Source organism: Clostridium sp. AM34-9AC (assembly GCF_003480225.1).
GTDB lineage: Bacteria > Bacillota > Clostridia > Lachnospirales > Lachnospiraceae > Acetatifactor > Acetatifactor acetigignens.
The window spans coordinates 4,601-20,908 of record NZ_QUIU01000006.1 but is presented as its reverse complement, the minus strand read 5'-3'; the positions used below and the strand labels follow the sequence as shown (position 1 = coordinate 20,908).

Sequence of the window (16,308 nt, the reverse complement as noted above, 5' to 3'; positions counted from 1 at the left end):
ATGCTGTCTCCTTGCCGCGCTTGGATAGCGGCGCAGCTCAAAATGTCATTAATTTGTTTCTTGTAGTGAAAAGAGAACAGCACAATCCACAGCGTCCTCATAATAGCTGCCGGTGGCTACATCCACAAACACGCCGGTCTGGGGGTTGCCGTTGGCTTTCATAAAGATGACCTTGATGGTATGGGTTCTGCTGACATTCTCAAAGGTATAAGACTTCGCCGCGCCAATGCTCTTGCCGTCAATCTTGACGTTGGCGACAGCATAGCCCTTATCCGGAGTGATGGTGAAGGTCTGATCTCTGCCCTCACGGACGCTGACATTGCCGGATGGAGAAATGGAGCCGCCAGCCCCGGCAGTTGCCTTGATGGTGTAGTAGCTGTAGCCGCTTCCGCCACCGCCTTCATTACCGCTTCCGCCACCGCCTTCATTACCGCCTGTGCCGCTATTGCGCAGAATCGTCAGCGTGTAGGTTTTAGCACCGATTCTCACGACAATGTCGGTTGTGCCGCTGTTGGGGATGGCAACGGTTGCGCTGCCGCCGGTGGACAGAGCCTGTCCGTTGATGCTCACGGGCTCGCCGTTTCCAGACACCGCTGTGACTAGCGTAGATGTTGCTCCGCTATCATTTTGCAGCGTATAGGTATAGTTCGTTCCGTTGGCGGTAAAATCGCCGAGCCCCACTGCCAGACCTTCAAAGGTCAGAAGGTCTTTACCGGGCACTGCGGCTCGCACCACTACGCGGGTGCCAAGCCGGGAGAAGGTGACGGTTTCTGTCTGGAAGGTTTCCCCGGAGATGGCACCGCCAATACTGGTCTTTTTCGTTTCCAGAACGGTCCCGGCAGCATCCAGCAGCGTGGCCACCAGCTCTGCGCCAGTCTGAGACTGCAGGCAGTTGTTGCGCAGGGTAATGGCGGCGGTGCTGTGACCGTTGCCGTCGTTCCCCTGTGTCACATCCATCGTCAGCTGCTCTCCGGTGCGGGCCAGTGCGCCGGTCATATGGACGCTGGCCTCGCTGTCACTGCCGTTATACTCCGGCAGGCGCTGATTGCTTCCCGTTCCACCAATCTGGCCTTCCGCCCACGCCTCGGCGTACAGATAGGTACCCACATTGGGGATCTCGGTTTTGCCAATGGATGTCATATACTCGCCCAGATCATAGGTCAGGTCCAGTGTAAAGGTTCCCTGATCAATGCGGGCGAGGGCGCTGTCTTCGGAAATGGTGATTTCATTACCGCTAACCGATACGCCGTTTGTGGTGCAGGCTACCTCTGCAGGTTCGGTATGCAGATCATCCGCATAGAACGCAAGCTTCACCTCGCGGCTCTTTCCGCCGGTCAGCGTGGCGGCAGAGGAATTATAGAGGGTCATGCGCACCGTGCGCTTGCCGGCACTCTCCGCAATCACTTCCATTTGCGAGATGCCAATGTCAGGATAATCCAGATACACTGTGCCATTTTCGTTGATGCCGCCGGCGGTGATGGTATAGCTTTGGTCGGTCACGCGGTCCTTCACATGGTGCCAGACGGTAAGGGTGGTGCTTTCATTGGGCAGCAATTTTTCCGTAAGGGTGGCGGTTTCCCCGCTGCCAAGCTTGACCGTCAGGTTTGTCACATCGTTCAGCCCGGTGTTGCGGATGGTAAAGCGAATGGGTGTCAGGCTGTTCAATGCCAGCGTTGCATAATCCACACCGATCTGTTCCACTGCCACCGCATCGGTGACAAAATCAGAGGTAGCGGTATAGAGGATCGTTTCCTCACCCGGAACGGTCACGCCGCCGATTACCTTCTGGTTTTCATCGTCATACCGGGTGGCCTGAATGGCAGCCTGCATCTGATTGGTGCCGCTGACATAGGCATCAAAGTGGTCAGCCAGCGTGCGATCCGGCAGCTCTGCCAGTTCCAATGGTGCGGAGAGCGTGTAGGTATTTGTGGCATAGCGCAGCTTGGCCGCCTTCAAAATGCCGTGATCTACCGCGCCGTCGGCGTTATTGACAGTCTCATTCCAGACGATGGTAAGATCATTGCAGCTGCGATGATCCCCGCTGAGGGAAGCGAAGCGGAAGTCTGCGCCCACGACGGCGTTGCCGCTGCTGGTCAGGGCAGACAAAGAGCCAGGAAAACTGTTGGACATGGTGCCGCTGCCGTCCACAGCCAACAGCTGAATATCGCTGCTGCCGTCTCGGACACTGTGCCAACCGATGACAAATCGGTCATCCCCGCTGCCGAAGTTGGCTGCAACGACCTGGGGGTTTTCGTCAAGATTGCTGTCACAGGTCGCCAGCATGGCTGTACCGGGAGTTCCGTCAGCAGCCACGGTACAATAGGCGATCTCGTAGGCGGAGGTATCTCCGGTTCCGCTACGGTCCAGCGAGTAAACCGCCATAGCGGTTCCGTCGGGCAGCATGGCCGCCTGCAACGCCTTCACGCTGCCAGTAGCACCGTTATAAAGCATTTTTGCCTTGCTCCAGGTGCCGTTAGTGCTGTCATAGCAGCTGTACATGATACAATCTCTGGTCGTGAAGTTCAGCAGGTTGTTGCTGCCCTGCGTACCGGGATCAGGGGTGTAGACGTTGCGCCAGAACACGATGGCTTTGCCGTCGCCGCCCACTGCCGTGGCTGGGGCCAGATCCGGCGTGCCGTCGTTGGTTAGGCGGGTGGATGTCCAGGTTGAGCCGTTATAGACGGACACTACGATCTCCGTGCTGTTCATCAGCAGGTTTTGCTCTTCCAATGTCACGGCATCACTGGCATTTTTACCCGGCAGGTCGGTGCCCATGCGAACCCAAGCCGCCGCCGCGAAGCTGCCAGTGCCGGACAAAGAAACGCTCGTGTCGCCGTAGCCGGAGAACCCTGTGGGAGCGTCAATTTCACGGGAGATAGAATAGTCGCTGCCATTGAGGGTGGAGAAATGTGCCCGGCTGTCGTAAATACTGCTGCTGTTGCCGTCGTTGATGTAGGCCAATACCTTCCCGTCATCGCTGAGCTGTGGATAGGATGTGGGGTTGGCATTGGTCTGGATGTTTTCCAGCCCACTGGGGGAGTTCAGAGAGAACAGCATCATCCGCTGCTGGGGCTGGCTCCAAGTACGGGCATATTGCTCCAGATAGTCCCGGCTTTGGAGCGTTGCACTGCCAGAAGCCACCTGCATTCCACTCTGGGCTGCCGCCATCCGCAGCGAGGCAAGGCTCAGCCCGCTGGTAGCGCTATTCCAGTAGTCGTCGATTGTTGCCCAGTCATTAAAAGTCTTGGTGGCTCCAAGGGTTCCGGAGGCGATGACCGCCTCATAGGAGATAAACAGGAATTGGGCCACAAATTTGATTCCCACTTCGCTTGTGATCCCCAAAGCCTGACCGTTGATCTGACGCTTTGTCTCGTCGGCAAGATAGGTGCGGGAAAGGAACTTATTCTGACTGTCCACATCCAAATTGCCGAATAGACCGATCTTCAGCGCCACGACCGAATAGTCAAAGCCAATACCGCCAAACGCGTGGACATAGGCGTTGATACGCAGCGTGGTCAAAAAGTCATTCACTGCCGTGGCCGTGGGATTGCTCCAGGCAAGCTCTGTACCATCGCCCTGCCGGCCGTAGCGCACTGCGGTACGGAAATCCAGCTGAATGGCACCACCCAGCTCAAAGGTTGCTGTCAACGGCACGGGGCCAGCCATGGCGTTCACGCTGAAGGAGAAGCCCACACCAACGCCGGCGGTAAATCCGCCACCTACGGTGAAAACCTCCCACTCCTTTTTTTCGGTGTTATAGCGGATTTCCGCTTCGTAAAAGCCCTCCAACTGCAAGTTGAGATCCGTGCTGGTGACATTGTCGGCTATGGAGTTGGTTTTGTAGTCCCCCTTGGGATCATAGGTGCCCTGGGCCATCTGGCTCAGATCCCCGGTCTCGGGCACACCCACTTCCAGGTTCTGCGTCAGCACATTCGCACCCAACGCCACGCCGTCCTCAGAATAATCCATCTCCTCCATCTCCAGCGTATTATACCCGGCCCAAATCATGGCACGGAACACGGAGGGATCTTCGCTGGGGGTGATAATCATTTTGAACACGGAAGTGTCCACCGGACCGCTCAGATCATCCAGCCGTCCGGTCAGCACCTTGAGAATGTTACTATCGCCCACTCCGCCAAAGTCGACTTGATTCACTCCACTGGAGGATCCCATCGTCGCCAGAATACCGGTGACGCGGTCATCCTCTGTCACCTTGGGCACTCGGGTCAGATCAACGACCCGGAAGGGCATTATTTTCTCCTGTAGCAGGCTGCCGTTCAGGCTCAGCTGCGTTTTCATACCCACATCCTTGCCGTCGGCGATCCATCCAGAGGTGGTCATGGTGGCCTCGGTGAGGGTCAGATCGTTTTCCGCTACGGGGATGGATGAGAAGGGATACTGCTTGGTACTGCTGCTCTGGGCGGCAGGAAGAACGCCGTATTCGTCCGCCAGCTTGAGACTGTAATTCCGCGCGTTGGCAATATCCTCGCCCCAGAGGAACATGGTGGTGTGCAGGCTTGCTGTTTTAAAGCTGCTGTTAGGGCCAATCTTCCCAGTCGAGCTGCGGACATCCACCTTCTGACCGTTGGCAAGACCGTAATCAACGCTTTGCGCCACAATGAAGGGTTTGTTTTCCTCCCCCGCCGGCACGCGCTCCAGAGAGACAACGCCCTCTGCGGTGCGCATTACATCGTCTACGCCCAGCTTGCCGTTGACGGTCAGCAGCAGCGGATAGTACTTGTCGCCGTCAATTGCGCTGATCTCCAGAATGTACTCCAGCTGATCCAGAGCAGAAAGCGCCGTGGTGTTGCTCTCGCCCTTTTCGGCCGACCAGAACTGGGTGGAATCCAGATAGACGGTTATATTTCCCGCCGCATCCGTGGTATAGGTGTCGCCGGTGATGCCGCTGACAAGTGCTCCTGCCCTGGAGCCAAGCAGAGCTGTCTGGCAGTAGCCTCCGTTTTTATAAACGCCGCCACGAACGGTCACCGTCTTGTTCGCCAGCGGATCGCCGCCCGACGTGATGAGCGTCACAGATGCCCGGGCGACTCGCCGAAGGCTGAAGGTATTCAAGGGATAAAGCTGCAGTTTTGTGGCGTCCCGCTCGCCGGAACGCAAATTTTCTTTATAGATGGTGCCCAAATAAATATCCGCGCCGGAGCCGGACCGCAGAGACACCTCACTGGCGATTCCGTTGGGTTCGTAAAGCGCCAGCACGCCTTCACTGTTGGTCGTGACCGTTTTGGGCACACCTTTGCCGTCGGTGTATTGCAGCGTAGTTTCCGCTGCAGGCGTCAGCTGGAAGAGATAGAACTTATTTTGCAGCGTTTTCGCTGTCACCTGTACGGCGGCATTCATGTCCGTGGCGGCATGGGTAGCCGTAACGGTTGCGGTGCCGTTGGCCAAGCCGGACAGCGCCATTTTGGTTTCGGGAAGGTAGGAATCAAAGGAGAAGTTTCTGATGTCCTCATACAGTCCGCCCTGCTTGTAGTTGACGGAAATGGCATTGTTGTTGCTGGAGAGCCACCGGATGCCGTCTTTAAAGGAGTTCCATCCGTACTCGTCATAGTTGATGCCTATGTACTCGATCAGCCCCAACTCCTGGCGCAGCTGCAAAATTTCAGCTGTAACGGTGGGCAGGCTGCCGCTGACCTTGGAGGTATTGTCCATGGTCAGCTTAGAAATCGTTTCTCCTTTGTCGTTCTGCACCTTCAGTGCGTCGGCATCGTAGACATACAGGGGGAAGGAGTCGGTGCTGGGAGATTCCTCACCAGGATTCTCCACGCTCAAAACCACTTGATAGGTGTCCTTCAGATTGCCGGCTTTCACACTCTGTAATGACAGGGAGACGCTCCCGGAGGTACCGGATAGGCGCTCACTGTCCACCACTTTGGTGGTGTTGTCCTCTGTGACCCGGGTGATGGTCAGCGTGGGCTGCAAAGGGGCGCCGTCAGTGGTGTTTTCCACCGACCAGTCGATATTGACGGCACCGTCGGTATCCTTGAGGTAAATGCTCTTGGGCGGTGTCAGCTTGGCTGTGGCAGGTGGTGCCTGCACGATGATCCAGGCAAGTGCCGACAGGCGGACGTCCTCACCGCCGGCGTTGGGGTGCGGCATGGAGACCAATACCGTGTAGGCAGGGGTATTGCCGTTGGAGAGCTTGGAGAGCACATTCTCCTCGATCCGCACGCTGTTTTTATCCTTGCCGACGGTATAAGTCGCAACGGGCTTGCGGCCGCTCAGCGCCGCCTCATTCGCGTAGTTGCCCTCATACAGGTCAATCCTGTAATTGAACTCTTTGTTCGGCGCCATCAGCGTGGCGTTGGAGCTCCACAGCACGGTGGCGGGCTGATTTACCCGCGTCACGATGGACGCGCCGCCGGGAATCACCAGTGCCAGGGAATCGCCTGCCGTCACGTTATAGGGCTTTGACTTGCCCGTCACATCATCGGCAGTGTCCTCAGTCCCGTTGTCCGCTGTAAAGGTAAAGGTGACGGTTCCCACCTTGGTTCCTGTGGTGGCAACAACGCCGGTATCCTCGTTGATGGTGGCAATGAGCGTGTCACTGCTGCTCCATTTACCGGTGGTGTAGCTGGCCTGCTCATCGTTTTCCCCAAAAACCTCTGCCTTAAGCGTGGGGCGGGCGGTTTTGCCGAGGGAAATCGTATAGTCGGCGGAATCCGCTTCCGGGACGACCTTCACCGTGTGCGCGGAAACTTTCTTTGCCACCGTGAACTGCCGGGTCAGGGGAAGAACATTCACCCAGGCAGGATCGGCTTTCGTGTCCTCGTTGGCCTGCAGCGTCACCGTGTAGGTGCGGTCGAAAGCAGAGGGTGCGATTGCATAGTCGCTAATGGTGAATGCTTCCTTCTCTGTGTCCAGATAGACCTGCAGATGGATTGGTTCAACCGCGGAGTCGTACCTCAGCTCGAGGCGGAACGGGGCTTCCTTCGGGTCTGTGCCTGCCGGGATGTGATAATTGCTGTATACGGTCTTGTAGACCTGCTCCATGTTGGCGTTCATCGTGAACGATGCCTTGCCGTTGTCGTAGTCGGCGGTCAGTGCGGTGGGAGCGTTACGCATCAAGACGCTCTTCAGCGTAACGTCGGCAATCGAGTTGCTTTGATAGAGTGCGGTATCCAACGGATGGCCGAAAACATCTTCCACACCGGTCATACCATTGACGATGACCGTGGTGTCATCCGCATCCTGCACTGGATACCAGAGCATTGCCGTGACGCCGTAGTCGTTCATGGAAAGCTCAGCGGCGCTATACACTTTGCCATTGATGGTCACGCTGGCGTTGCTAAGATCCACGAACTCGTTAAAGGTAACTGTGATAGGCACATGCTGTCCGCTGGCATAGGTTCCCGCCGGGGCCGTGACGCTTTGAATGGTGGGGGCGTCCGCGTCCAACAGCTTGGCGGTGACGTCGCTGGTCTTGGCGGTGGTGGTGGAATTTGGGATATTATTATTTACATTCTTCAGATACAGTTCGAAGGGCAGATAGTACTGATGATTCTCTCTGTTTTGCGTGGTAGACTGCAGGGAGATGCTGACCGTACTGCCATTGTTAATCGTACAGTTCTCCGTTTTCTTTCCGTCGGTGGTGAGCGTCAGAGCTGTTCCATCGAGCTTGTACTCCGTCAGACAGAACGGGGCATAGGGTATCGGGTTTGCAGAAATATAATTGCCATACGGCGCAGAGCCATTATAGGCAGCTATGTCTCCGCTCCAGCTAAACTCGATGCTGGCGTCGATTTGGTATGGCTGATAAGATTTGGTGGAGTTGCTGGAAGACACCGAGTTGCGGGCACCCTCCAAAATTCCGATGGTATTGCTTAGCGCAATAAAGTCCGAATTGTCGGCACTGCCGCCAGTGTAGCTTTCTGCCAGCAAAGGAATAAACAAATCATCATATAATACGGTTGTATTTTTGAGTTCTTCAACATAACTCGGCGCGGTCATTGATGTTTGTATTGTGGGGGCGTCAACCGTCTTTTTTAGCTTGAGCTGACAGTGGTCGGCATAAGCGGCACCGTCATAGAACACCAGATTTTCCGCATCGTAAAATTCAATCATCCCTAGCAGGTCGCCATAGGAATAAGAATTCTCGAGCCAGTCTGGGTTCACTCCTTTGGTTGTAACCTTGACAGTGATTTTACAACCACCTAAACTGAAAGTCGAGCCTACGTCATAGGTCAGCTTGTAGGACCCGTCGCCTTGGGCGACCCCACTCGTCTCGCCTATCGAGACCTCCACATCGGTGATATAATCGCTGAGCTGGCCTTTTTGAATGCGGTAGGAAAAGCCGACCGGTTTTCCGCCGTATACAGTAAAAGTCCCGGAGCTCCAGCTGTTGTTTGCGAGATCCTCCAGCGTTTGGCTCATCATGCCGCTCATATCCACCGTCTCAACGCCCTCAGGCTTTGTGGCAGAGGCGGAATACTGCAAACTGATGCCCTGCAGCTCCAGCTGCTCCATCAGGCTATTGAGATTCTCCAGAGCTTCCCCGGTAAACTCCCTGCCGGAGAAATAGGTGTCCTTGATCCGCTGCAGCTCCTGTTCGATTTGGATCATGGTCTTCAAATCGCCCAGCGCCACCGGAGTCCCATCCACGTCGGCTATGCGGGTGAGATCCGTGGCGGGATTTTCCAGCAGCTCCATGACAGCTGCCAGTGTCAACACCTGGCCGTCCAGCGTGATGGTTTGATCCACCTTGAAATTGCCGTCTTCATCCAGCAGCCCCAAAGCGTTCAGCATGGAAAGCACCTGGTCGCTGCTATCGCCGGTCAAGGCGGAGAGCTGCTCCAAAATCGCCTGATTTTCCTCGGGTGTGTTGCCCAGCGAATCGCTCACCGCTGCAAACGCCGTAGTTGGCAGCATCGTGAGCGTCATGCACAGGCTCAGCAGCGCCGCTAAAAATCTTTTCTTCATGTTTCCTCATCCTCCTTGGTTTGTTCCTGCTGTTTATTGTTTTTTCTCAATCGTGTGCAAAACACGGTAACGACCACCGCCGCTGCAAAGCAGACAACGCCTACCAGCACATAGCCGCCCGTATCATCCCGCAGCAGCATCGCGCCGAACACGCCCCATGCGGCTGTCTGCCCCTGCACTGCAAACACATCCGCCGCCTGCATCATCACCGCGAACAGCAGCATACACGCTGCGCTCAGCCCATATATACCGCGCCGCTGCCTCCGGCGGGTGTTTTCCCGCACCCGCTGCTTGACGAGTGCGACTCGTTTTGCGGTATCGTACATTTCGTTTGAACCTTCTCTCTGGATTTATTGAAATGCAGCTTAAAAACCCCTTCGCTTATATAGGTACAAAAAATCGAAAATACTCTCACCCAAAACGCAAAATTTTTCAAAAAAGTTTCACAAGAAACGAAAAAAACGATACTGCATAGATTTCTTACTCCACACAATATCGTTCTTCTATATTTATACTTTCATTGTCTTCGCCAGAGAAGTAAGCAAAGCCGCCATCTCCGGATTGCCAAGTACTTTCATCAGCAGTTCGGGATCTACTCCCTCCGGTATGGTAATCTTATTTTCTTCCTCTTTCTGCTCATTCAGTTTGTATGTGACACTTGTATGGCGCAGACTATGAAAAACCACATCCGGAAGACCTTCTCTATCAATTACTTTCTGCAGCTGATCCCGAATATAGCTGCTATTGATCGGCATTCCAAAAGTAGTCGCCATTATCAGGTTGTAATCGGTATACTCACTGCCAAGTGCCTCCTTTACCTCATCCTGTTCCTTCTTTATATCAATAAGGCACTGTGCCACAAATCCCGGTATATAAACTTTGCGCTCGCTGGTATCGGTCTTTGGTGTTTTCAGCACCCTGACCGTCTTATTATTCTTCCTTTGTGAGGGGAAGATCAGAATGACTTCTTTTGAATCCAGCTCCTCAACAGCTTCCTTTGATACACGCTCCACCTGTTTGTTAATAAAGACATATGCCCTGTTCTCTGAAATAGCCTCTTCTGATATATCCACACAGTCCCATGTCAGCCCAAGCAGCTCTCCTATTCGGACCGTTGCTGCGAATGCCAGATGAAATGCTACTTTTTGAAAGAACTCTGGCCGGCTGCTTTTCAGTTCCTTATCATCCGCCGGTAGTCTGTAGTTGTCTTTGTATAGCATGTATCAGCAACCGGCATCAGCCTGAAAACTATTGCCAATATCGAGTCAAAACAGCATATTCCTTCTCTGCTATACGCCATGAGGATTGCAGACTTTTTCCTTAAGCCGGTAACAAGCCTGTCATCGAATTCTATGGACACAACAGCCGGAAGATTTCCTGTGATTACTATATCGACGACCGGATGCTGCTTCCGGAAAACGCAAAGGCATAGAACCCGTAATGGGGCTATGCCTTTGTGCTTATTCTGGCATTCATTTTTAGTTAGTGCGGGTTATTTACCTAATACAGTTTTTCTCATAATAAAAATCTGTTAGTTAAACTATTTCAAATTTTGCTACTTCATCCGATAAATCTTCCGAAAGGTTCTTATTTTCGTCCGCCTGCACTTTAATTGCTGAAATTGCTGTTACAAGTTGTGATATCTCTTGTGCTACGTTTGTAACACCTTTTGCAGATTCTTCAATCGCTATAGAAATGTTATTGATACCTTCATTCATATCATTCATTGTACCTAAGCTATCTTTTGACTTAACTGCAAACTCGTTAAATGTATTACTTGCCTGATCAGAATCAGCATCATAATTTCCAATAATTTTTACAAAGTTGTCATAATCAAGTGCTACCTTTTCATCTACAAAACGAATCATTTCCGTTGCATTTCCAGACAGATTGTTTACTGCCTCAATAACTTTTCCACTGATTTCCTGAATATTGTTTGCTGTCTCACGTGAACTATCTGCAAGCTGTCTGATTTCATCTGCAACAACGGCAAAGCCCCTGCCTGCTTCCCCTGCTCTTGCTGCTTCAATCGATGCATTAAGTGCTAGAAGATTTGTCTGTGCTGCGATATTTAAGATATTTTCTGTAAGTTTTGCAATTTCATTTACAGACTTAGATGCTTCTACTGCCTCCGCGACATCCTTTTGAATGCCATCAAATGTTTCTACTGTTTTTTCTTTTGATGCAATCGCTTCTTTATAGCTATTTTCTGCAGTAAGCTTCACTTCATGCAACTTCATTGCAGAGTTCTTAGCATCCTCATTCATGCCTGCCATTTTCTCTAGCAGATTATTACATCCTTGGGCTAAATCATGTAGAGAAGCAGATACCTCTTCCATGGATGCTGCAAGTTCTTCCGATGTTGCACTCACATTGGATGCACTCATATTTGAAGATTCCGCCTCATTTTGTATAAGATAGGAAGATTTTTTCATATCTTTTGATACACTCTGAATCTTTACCATAAGATTTTGTAATGTTTCAATAAAATGGTTGACACCATTTGCAAGCTGACCAATTTCATCACTGGTTTCATCAAATACTCTTAACGTAAGATTACCCTGTCCTGATTCTATACCTAAAATGATATCATCCAAATCATTCTTTGCTCTTTTTGCTGGACGAACAATGGACTTATTAATAACAATCGAAAGAAGTACGATTACAATAATATCAGCTACCACAAGTGCAAGATCAAAAATGATGCTTCCATTTATTCTGTAGTTGCTATGTCTGATGGCTTCTACCACTTCTCCTTTTGCTGTTTCAAAAACCGCAGTATCATTATTTTCCACTGCTTCTTCATATTGTTCAAACTGTTCTATAAGTACATTATTCTTTCCTCGAATAGCTTGTAATGCCATTAAATTCAAGACTGTAATCAAAACTGCAAAAAAGCCTACAGACACTAACATTGTTACTAACTTTTTTCCCAAGTTCTTTCTCTTTTTCATGTTTATTTTTCTTCTTTCTGCGAAAGGCACCAATGCGTTATGTTTTGGAATTTTTTACCATTATTCTACCCCACCCCACAAAATTTTGTCAATTCTTTATTCTCTTGATAGAAAATTTTAATCTTTACTCTGATGAGGATGGTGTGAAACACATCCGTATCAAAGCCAGATCTAATAAATGGCATGAGAATGACTGCCCTTTCTGTCACAAGTCATGTCCTGCTTATGACAAACATTCCAGCAGACCAACCACTTGGAGGGGGCTGGACTGGGAAACTGTAGGCCGCTGTGTCAATCGTGCTCTTCACGATTTAGAACCGGAGCGCTCAAGAAGACTTGAATATAGTGTTTTGTTTCACTGCTTTTCCTAATTTTACACCCTAAAACTCATCCTACACTGTAGTTAATCCCTCTGGGTGACGGCTAGAAAATGTGAATCAGTGACAAGCATCCATCCCCGCTGACAAAATCAGTATATTTAACCCTGTTTCGCTGACAAATTTGTCACTGAAATTACAATTCTGCATGAAAAAAGCGGCAATGAAACTATCTTCATTACCGCTAAAAATGAGCGTCTCCTATAGGAATCGAACCTACAATAGAGTCTTAGGAGTTCAAGTCACTACAGAAAATCTATGTTTTTCTTGGTCAACATAAGTCAAGCAACAACTTGATTTTACTGACTTTCCTGTAAATCCATGTCAAAATAAGAAAACTGAAAATCATCCAAGTTAAGCACCTCTCGCTGACAAATGAGTGACACTGTCACCCTGAGGGTTCAACCATTCCGTTCCTGCGAATTCATATTTATGGCTACCATTCTCACTGAATATGCGGTAATGATAACACTGTTTTCTTATTAGATTATCTATATTATAACGTGTGTGAGGTCGGATGTCGATTGTTTTTTGACCATTATTTACTCCGCATTACACGTACTCTCTTCTATGTTATAAAATCAAGCATCTTCTGCATATACACCATCTCCATAATATAGAAAAGAGGAGTCCCCGCAGGTTCTCCCCCGGTCGCAGGCCTCACAGGTTTCTGCAACGCGATCACTGTATTTGCAGTTTATTCCGCAATGGGAATGGGTTTTCGGTCTCCATCCCGACCACTGGAACAGGTTTAAGGTCTCTGTTCCGACCTTATATACATCTTTTATATTTTAATTATGCAAGATAACTTTAGAATCTGCAACAAGTTGTTGCTAAATTAACTGCTTATTTATGAACTCAATTCCGTTACCAGTGAAGAATATCTTTTTGTCCGGTTCTTTATATCCTCCTCACTGACACCATAATAACAATATAAATCTCTGGCTATTTTCTTAAACCTTTTTATGACCGACTTATTTCCAGAGTAAGATATTCCAAATATATTCCAGGTATAATCTACCTCTATTTCCATTAAATCCTCACCAATTTTTATTTCATATAAATGAAAATCCATGGGAATTACATTATCAGGCATTTGGTCAATCAATTTATTTCTAATTTCCATTTCATTCAAAAAATTTTTAACAGATTCTTCATTATGAAAATCTGGTTTTGGAATATCCTTCCTTTGGCCCAAAAGTTCTGGTTTATGCTGCATAATCAAACTAGCTTTTAGATTTTTCTGTCGTTCTATCCAATTTGTTGCGGCAGGATTGATTTCCACTAAATCATAATGATCCTTTGCGTATTGCACCACTTCCGCAAGGGTATGCGGGTTGGCCGCTATTCTCTTTTCTATCCTTTTTCGTCTGGATTGATAGATAGCATTTCGGATTCTAATCTTTAGAGATTGCTTTTGAGCTTCTCCAAATATAAAAACACTTGTGGGACCATCTTCACCATTTATTATGGAAACTTGATTGATACTTTTATTTTTCATAAGTGCCCTCTACTCACAAATCCCGATTATATCGGTGATTCACAATCTTTTAGCCAAAATCGCAGTTCCATAACCGTCACAGCAATTTTATACTTTACTTCGATTTCAATCTTTTCTGGTGGATTGGCTAAAAGCCTGTCAATATCATTTTCCTCAACACCAGCCATTTTTGCTATCGTTAGCTTGGATATGCCATAATAGGAAACAAGCACTTCCAAAAAACCGCTTAATTGCCTATCCTTATCTTCAATCGCTCCAAAATACAGAAATCCTGCTTTACTAAGTATTTTAAGACGCAATGCAGGATCATCTAGCAAACATTCCACATTGCCCATTACTACTCCATCTATTGTTTCTTCAGTTATTTCTAAATATTTTGAAAGAGTATTTTTATTAAAACGATACTCCTCAATTAAAGAAGTCAACATTTCTGAAATATTTTTTGTTTTTATCATATTTGCGCCTTAATCTCCACCTGTATTAGGCTTCTTCATCATCCCGCTTATTTTAATTGCCTAATCCGCTGATATTCATTGACATATAAAACCTCCGTGTAAATACATTCTAAATCCGTTTAGAATTAACTCAATGCTATATAGTATATATCGTCATAAATCTCCAAGAAATAAGTTTCACTGTTAAGTGCCCTCTTGATTATACAGGTGGTTGTTGCGTGTTCTTCGTTCCTCTTTGGATAACTTTTGACGCAACCTCTTTTCCAAGTTCTCAAACTGGCGGATTTTCTTCTTTCCATCCTCAATCTCGGCTGTCCCTTGTGGGTGTCAATCAAAATTATTTTTCTTGGTCTGCGTCAACCGTTCCAGCACCGTCATCAGTATATAGCTCGGCTGGAATTGAATTGACAGCAAGTTGTTTTTCTAGCGGTATCGAATTATACCACTCAAGCCATTCAAGGGTTTCTTCGGATAAGTCCGATTTGTTAAATAACTGTCCTTCAAATTCAACCGTTTCATTTTCAGCATCTTCCATATGACTATATAAGAAATATTTACCATCAATTAAAACCACAATATTATTTTCATATTGATATACTTTAGCACCTACAATATCGTCATTGGCTTGGAAATTCTCTTTTGGCTCTTGCGATGAGCTAACTTTGCTTTCGATTTCCCCTAAATAAGTGAACTGGCTTTCTTTATCTGTAAAATCGAGTTGACTATCCGTATATTGATACAACTTGTTATTTACATAAACCATAGGAGCCAAATCTCCAGAAATAGGGGGATTAGAGCCATTAAGTAAACGCGGAATTGTAACTACGCAAATTATAAGGCAAAGACAGGCTGCCATAATTCCCCACTTTATCCATATAGGCTTTTTCATTTTCGTTTTGTAGTTGAGTGCTTCATCAACATATTTTGTATCAAGCTCGCTCATAGCGTCAGAAAATTTCTTTGCGTTCATACGAATACCTCTCTTTCAATCAAGTATTGCTTCATTTTCTCGCGGATACGGGTCAGCCGGACAGAAATATTTTTTTCTGAAAGCCCTACAAACTCGGCTATGTCCTTGTAGCTGTCGGAAAACCAATAGCGGCGCATAAAGATAACGCGGTTTTCGATAGTCAGCGTGTCTAAAAAAGACTCAATGATACAGGCTAACTCTCTGACCTCGATTTCTTCTTCAATGTTTTTCTGGTCTGCAATACAGGCTTCAATTTCCTCCAACTCCTACAGGATATGTTATTGTCATAGATGCCATTCATATAATTGTTCACACTAGACATTTTATAATACCTCCATTTTTTCATTAGGCTTTCGCATTAAAAACCGCCTCAAATGATATGTTTATAACTGTTTCTGTTCTCATCCGTTACAGCAAGTCCTGTTAATCCGGTATTCGGATCAATCCAGTCTCCATTTTTGTCATACTGGCTCATCAGGTTCTTAATTGCCTGAACATTTGTAAACATTGCACCGTTTCCATTTTTCATCATCTCACTCAGTACTGCTTTATACTTTTTACTGTTTGTGTCGATCCCTGCTGCTTTTAATTGTTTCTGTACAGAACTGCTATTCATTTGATAATCTGGATTACCAAAGACTGCTGGTCTATCTTTCAGAATGTACAAGCGATCAGATAACCACCATTCTTGCACTTGTAGAAGCCTATCTTCGTACATATAAAACCCATGAAACAGAATAGCAGAAAGATTTTGATTTTCTCTTGATTATTTCTGCATTTTTCTGGATAAAAACAGGGCGGTCAGCTCTCCATAGCCTTCCACCCTGTCATCTTATCTTTTCATAGAAGAAACTATTGATTATATTGGCAACTCACAATCTTTTAGCCAAAATCGCAGTTCCAACCAAAGTACCGATTTGATATTTTCCTTTTACCGAATCTTCTTATGCCTTAATATCAAAACTCGATCTATCAGGTACAGAAATACTCACAGATCCTGCTACAAGGCTTTGTGTCATACTTTTTACATCAGTACCAGTTACGGATAAGGTATAATCACCCGTTTCCTTTCTTTCTGCCGATTTTTCTGCACGTTTCTTTGCAGCTTTTTCTT

The 16,308-nt window shown here is 48.1% G+C and carries 9 protein-coding genes; all 9 read right to left on the bottom strand.

The features are described from left to right. Positions 1–48 precede the first annotated feature (48 nt). Positions 49–8,937 carry a cell wall anchor protein gene (locus DW835_RS05005; RefSeq protein ID WP_243037054.1) on the bottom strand — a complete coding sequence of 2,963 codons (8,889 nt, stop codon included), beginning with the start codon at positions 8,935–8,937 and terminating at the stop codon, positions 49–51. Further along, positions 8,934–9,263, bottom strand: a complete 330-nt coding sequence (locus DW835_RS05000; RefSeq protein ID WP_118730783.1) for a glycosyltransferase — start codon at positions 9,261–9,263, stop codon at positions 8,934–8,936. The genes DW835_RS05005 and DW835_RS05000 overlap by 4 nt, the downstream gene beginning before the upstream one ends. 183 nt (positions 9,264–9,446) lie before the next feature. Further along, on the bottom strand, positions 9,447–10,157 hold the full coding sequence (locus DW835_RS04995; protein ID WP_243028691.1) for a tyrosine-type recombinase/integrase: 711 nt from the start codon (positions 10,155–10,157) through the stop codon (positions 9,447–9,449). Positions 10,158–10,472: 315 nt separating this feature from the next. Next, a complete protein-coding gene (locus tag DW835_RS04985) occupies positions 10,473–11,891 on the bottom strand; it encodes a methyl-accepting chemotaxis protein (protein WP_118730782.1) in 1,419 nt (472 codons plus the stop codon). Between the two features lie 1,227 nt (positions 11,892–13,118). Continuing rightward, positions 13,119–13,769: a hypothetical protein gene (locus DW835_RS04980; protein ID WP_012744349.1), complete on the bottom strand. Its 651-nt coding sequence runs from the start codon at positions 13,767–13,769 to the stop codon at positions 13,119–13,121. Between the two features lie 26 nt (positions 13,770–13,795). Then, positions 13,796–14,224: an HTH domain-containing protein gene (locus DW835_RS04975; RefSeq protein ID WP_118730781.1), complete on the bottom strand. Its 429-nt coding sequence runs from the start codon at positions 14,222–14,224 to the stop codon at positions 13,796–13,798. 337 nt (positions 14,225–14,561) lie between these two features. Next, positions 14,562–15,194 (bottom strand): hypothetical protein, encoded by a 633-nt coding sequence (locus tag DW835_RS04970; protein ID WP_055040427.1) that lies wholly within the window; start codon positions 15,192–15,194, stop codon positions 14,562–14,564. Further along, positions 15,191–15,457: a sigma-70 family RNA polymerase sigma factor gene (locus DW835_RS04965; RefSeq protein ID WP_242854986.1), complete on the bottom strand. Its 267-nt coding sequence runs from the start codon at positions 15,455–15,457 to the stop codon at positions 15,191–15,193. Before DW835_RS04965 ends, DW835_RS04970 begins: the two co-directional genes overlap by 4 nt. A gap of 107 nt (positions 15,458–15,564) precedes the next feature. Then, positions 15,565–15,912 (bottom strand): DUF3879 family protein, encoded by a 348-nt coding sequence (locus DW835_RS04960; RefSeq protein WP_008115686.1) that lies wholly within the window; start codon positions 15,910–15,912, stop codon positions 15,565–15,567. Between the last annotated feature and the right edge of the window lie 396 nt (positions 15,913–16,308).

What these genes read in the sequence shown, in the direction of transcription:
- DW835_RS05005 (WP_243037054.1), bottom strand. Translation starts at nt 8,937, where the DNA reads ATGAAGAAAAGATTTTTAGCGGCGCTGCTGAGCCTGTGCATGACGCTC.
- DW835_RS05000 (WP_118730783.1), bottom strand. Translation starts at nt 9,263, where the DNA reads ATGTACGATACCGCAAAACGAGTCGCACTCGTCAAGCAGCGGGTGCGG.
- DW835_RS04995 (WP_243028691.1), bottom strand. Translation starts at nt 10,157, where the DNA reads ATGCTATACAAAGACAACTACAGACTACCGGCGGATGATAAGGAACTG.
- DW835_RS04985 (WP_118730782.1), bottom strand. Translation starts at nt 11,891, where the DNA reads ATGAAAAAGAGAAAGAACTTGGGAAAAAAGTTAGTAACAATGTTAGTG.
- DW835_RS04980 (WP_012744349.1), bottom strand. Translation starts at nt 13,769, where the DNA reads ATGAAAAATAAAAGTATCAATCAAGTTTCCATAATAAATGGTGAAGAT.
- DW835_RS04975 (WP_118730781.1), bottom strand. Translation starts at nt 14,224, where the DNA reads ATGATAAAAACAAAAAATATTTCAGAAATGTTGACTTCTTTAATTGAG.
- DW835_RS04970 (WP_055040427.1), bottom strand. Translation starts at nt 15,194, where the DNA reads ATGAACGCAAAGAAATTTTCTGACGCTATGAGCGAGCTTGATACAAAA.
- DW835_RS04960 (WP_008115686.1), bottom strand. Translation starts at nt 15,912, where the DNA reads ATGTACGAAGATAGGCTTCTACAAGTGCAAGAATGGTGGTTATCTGAT.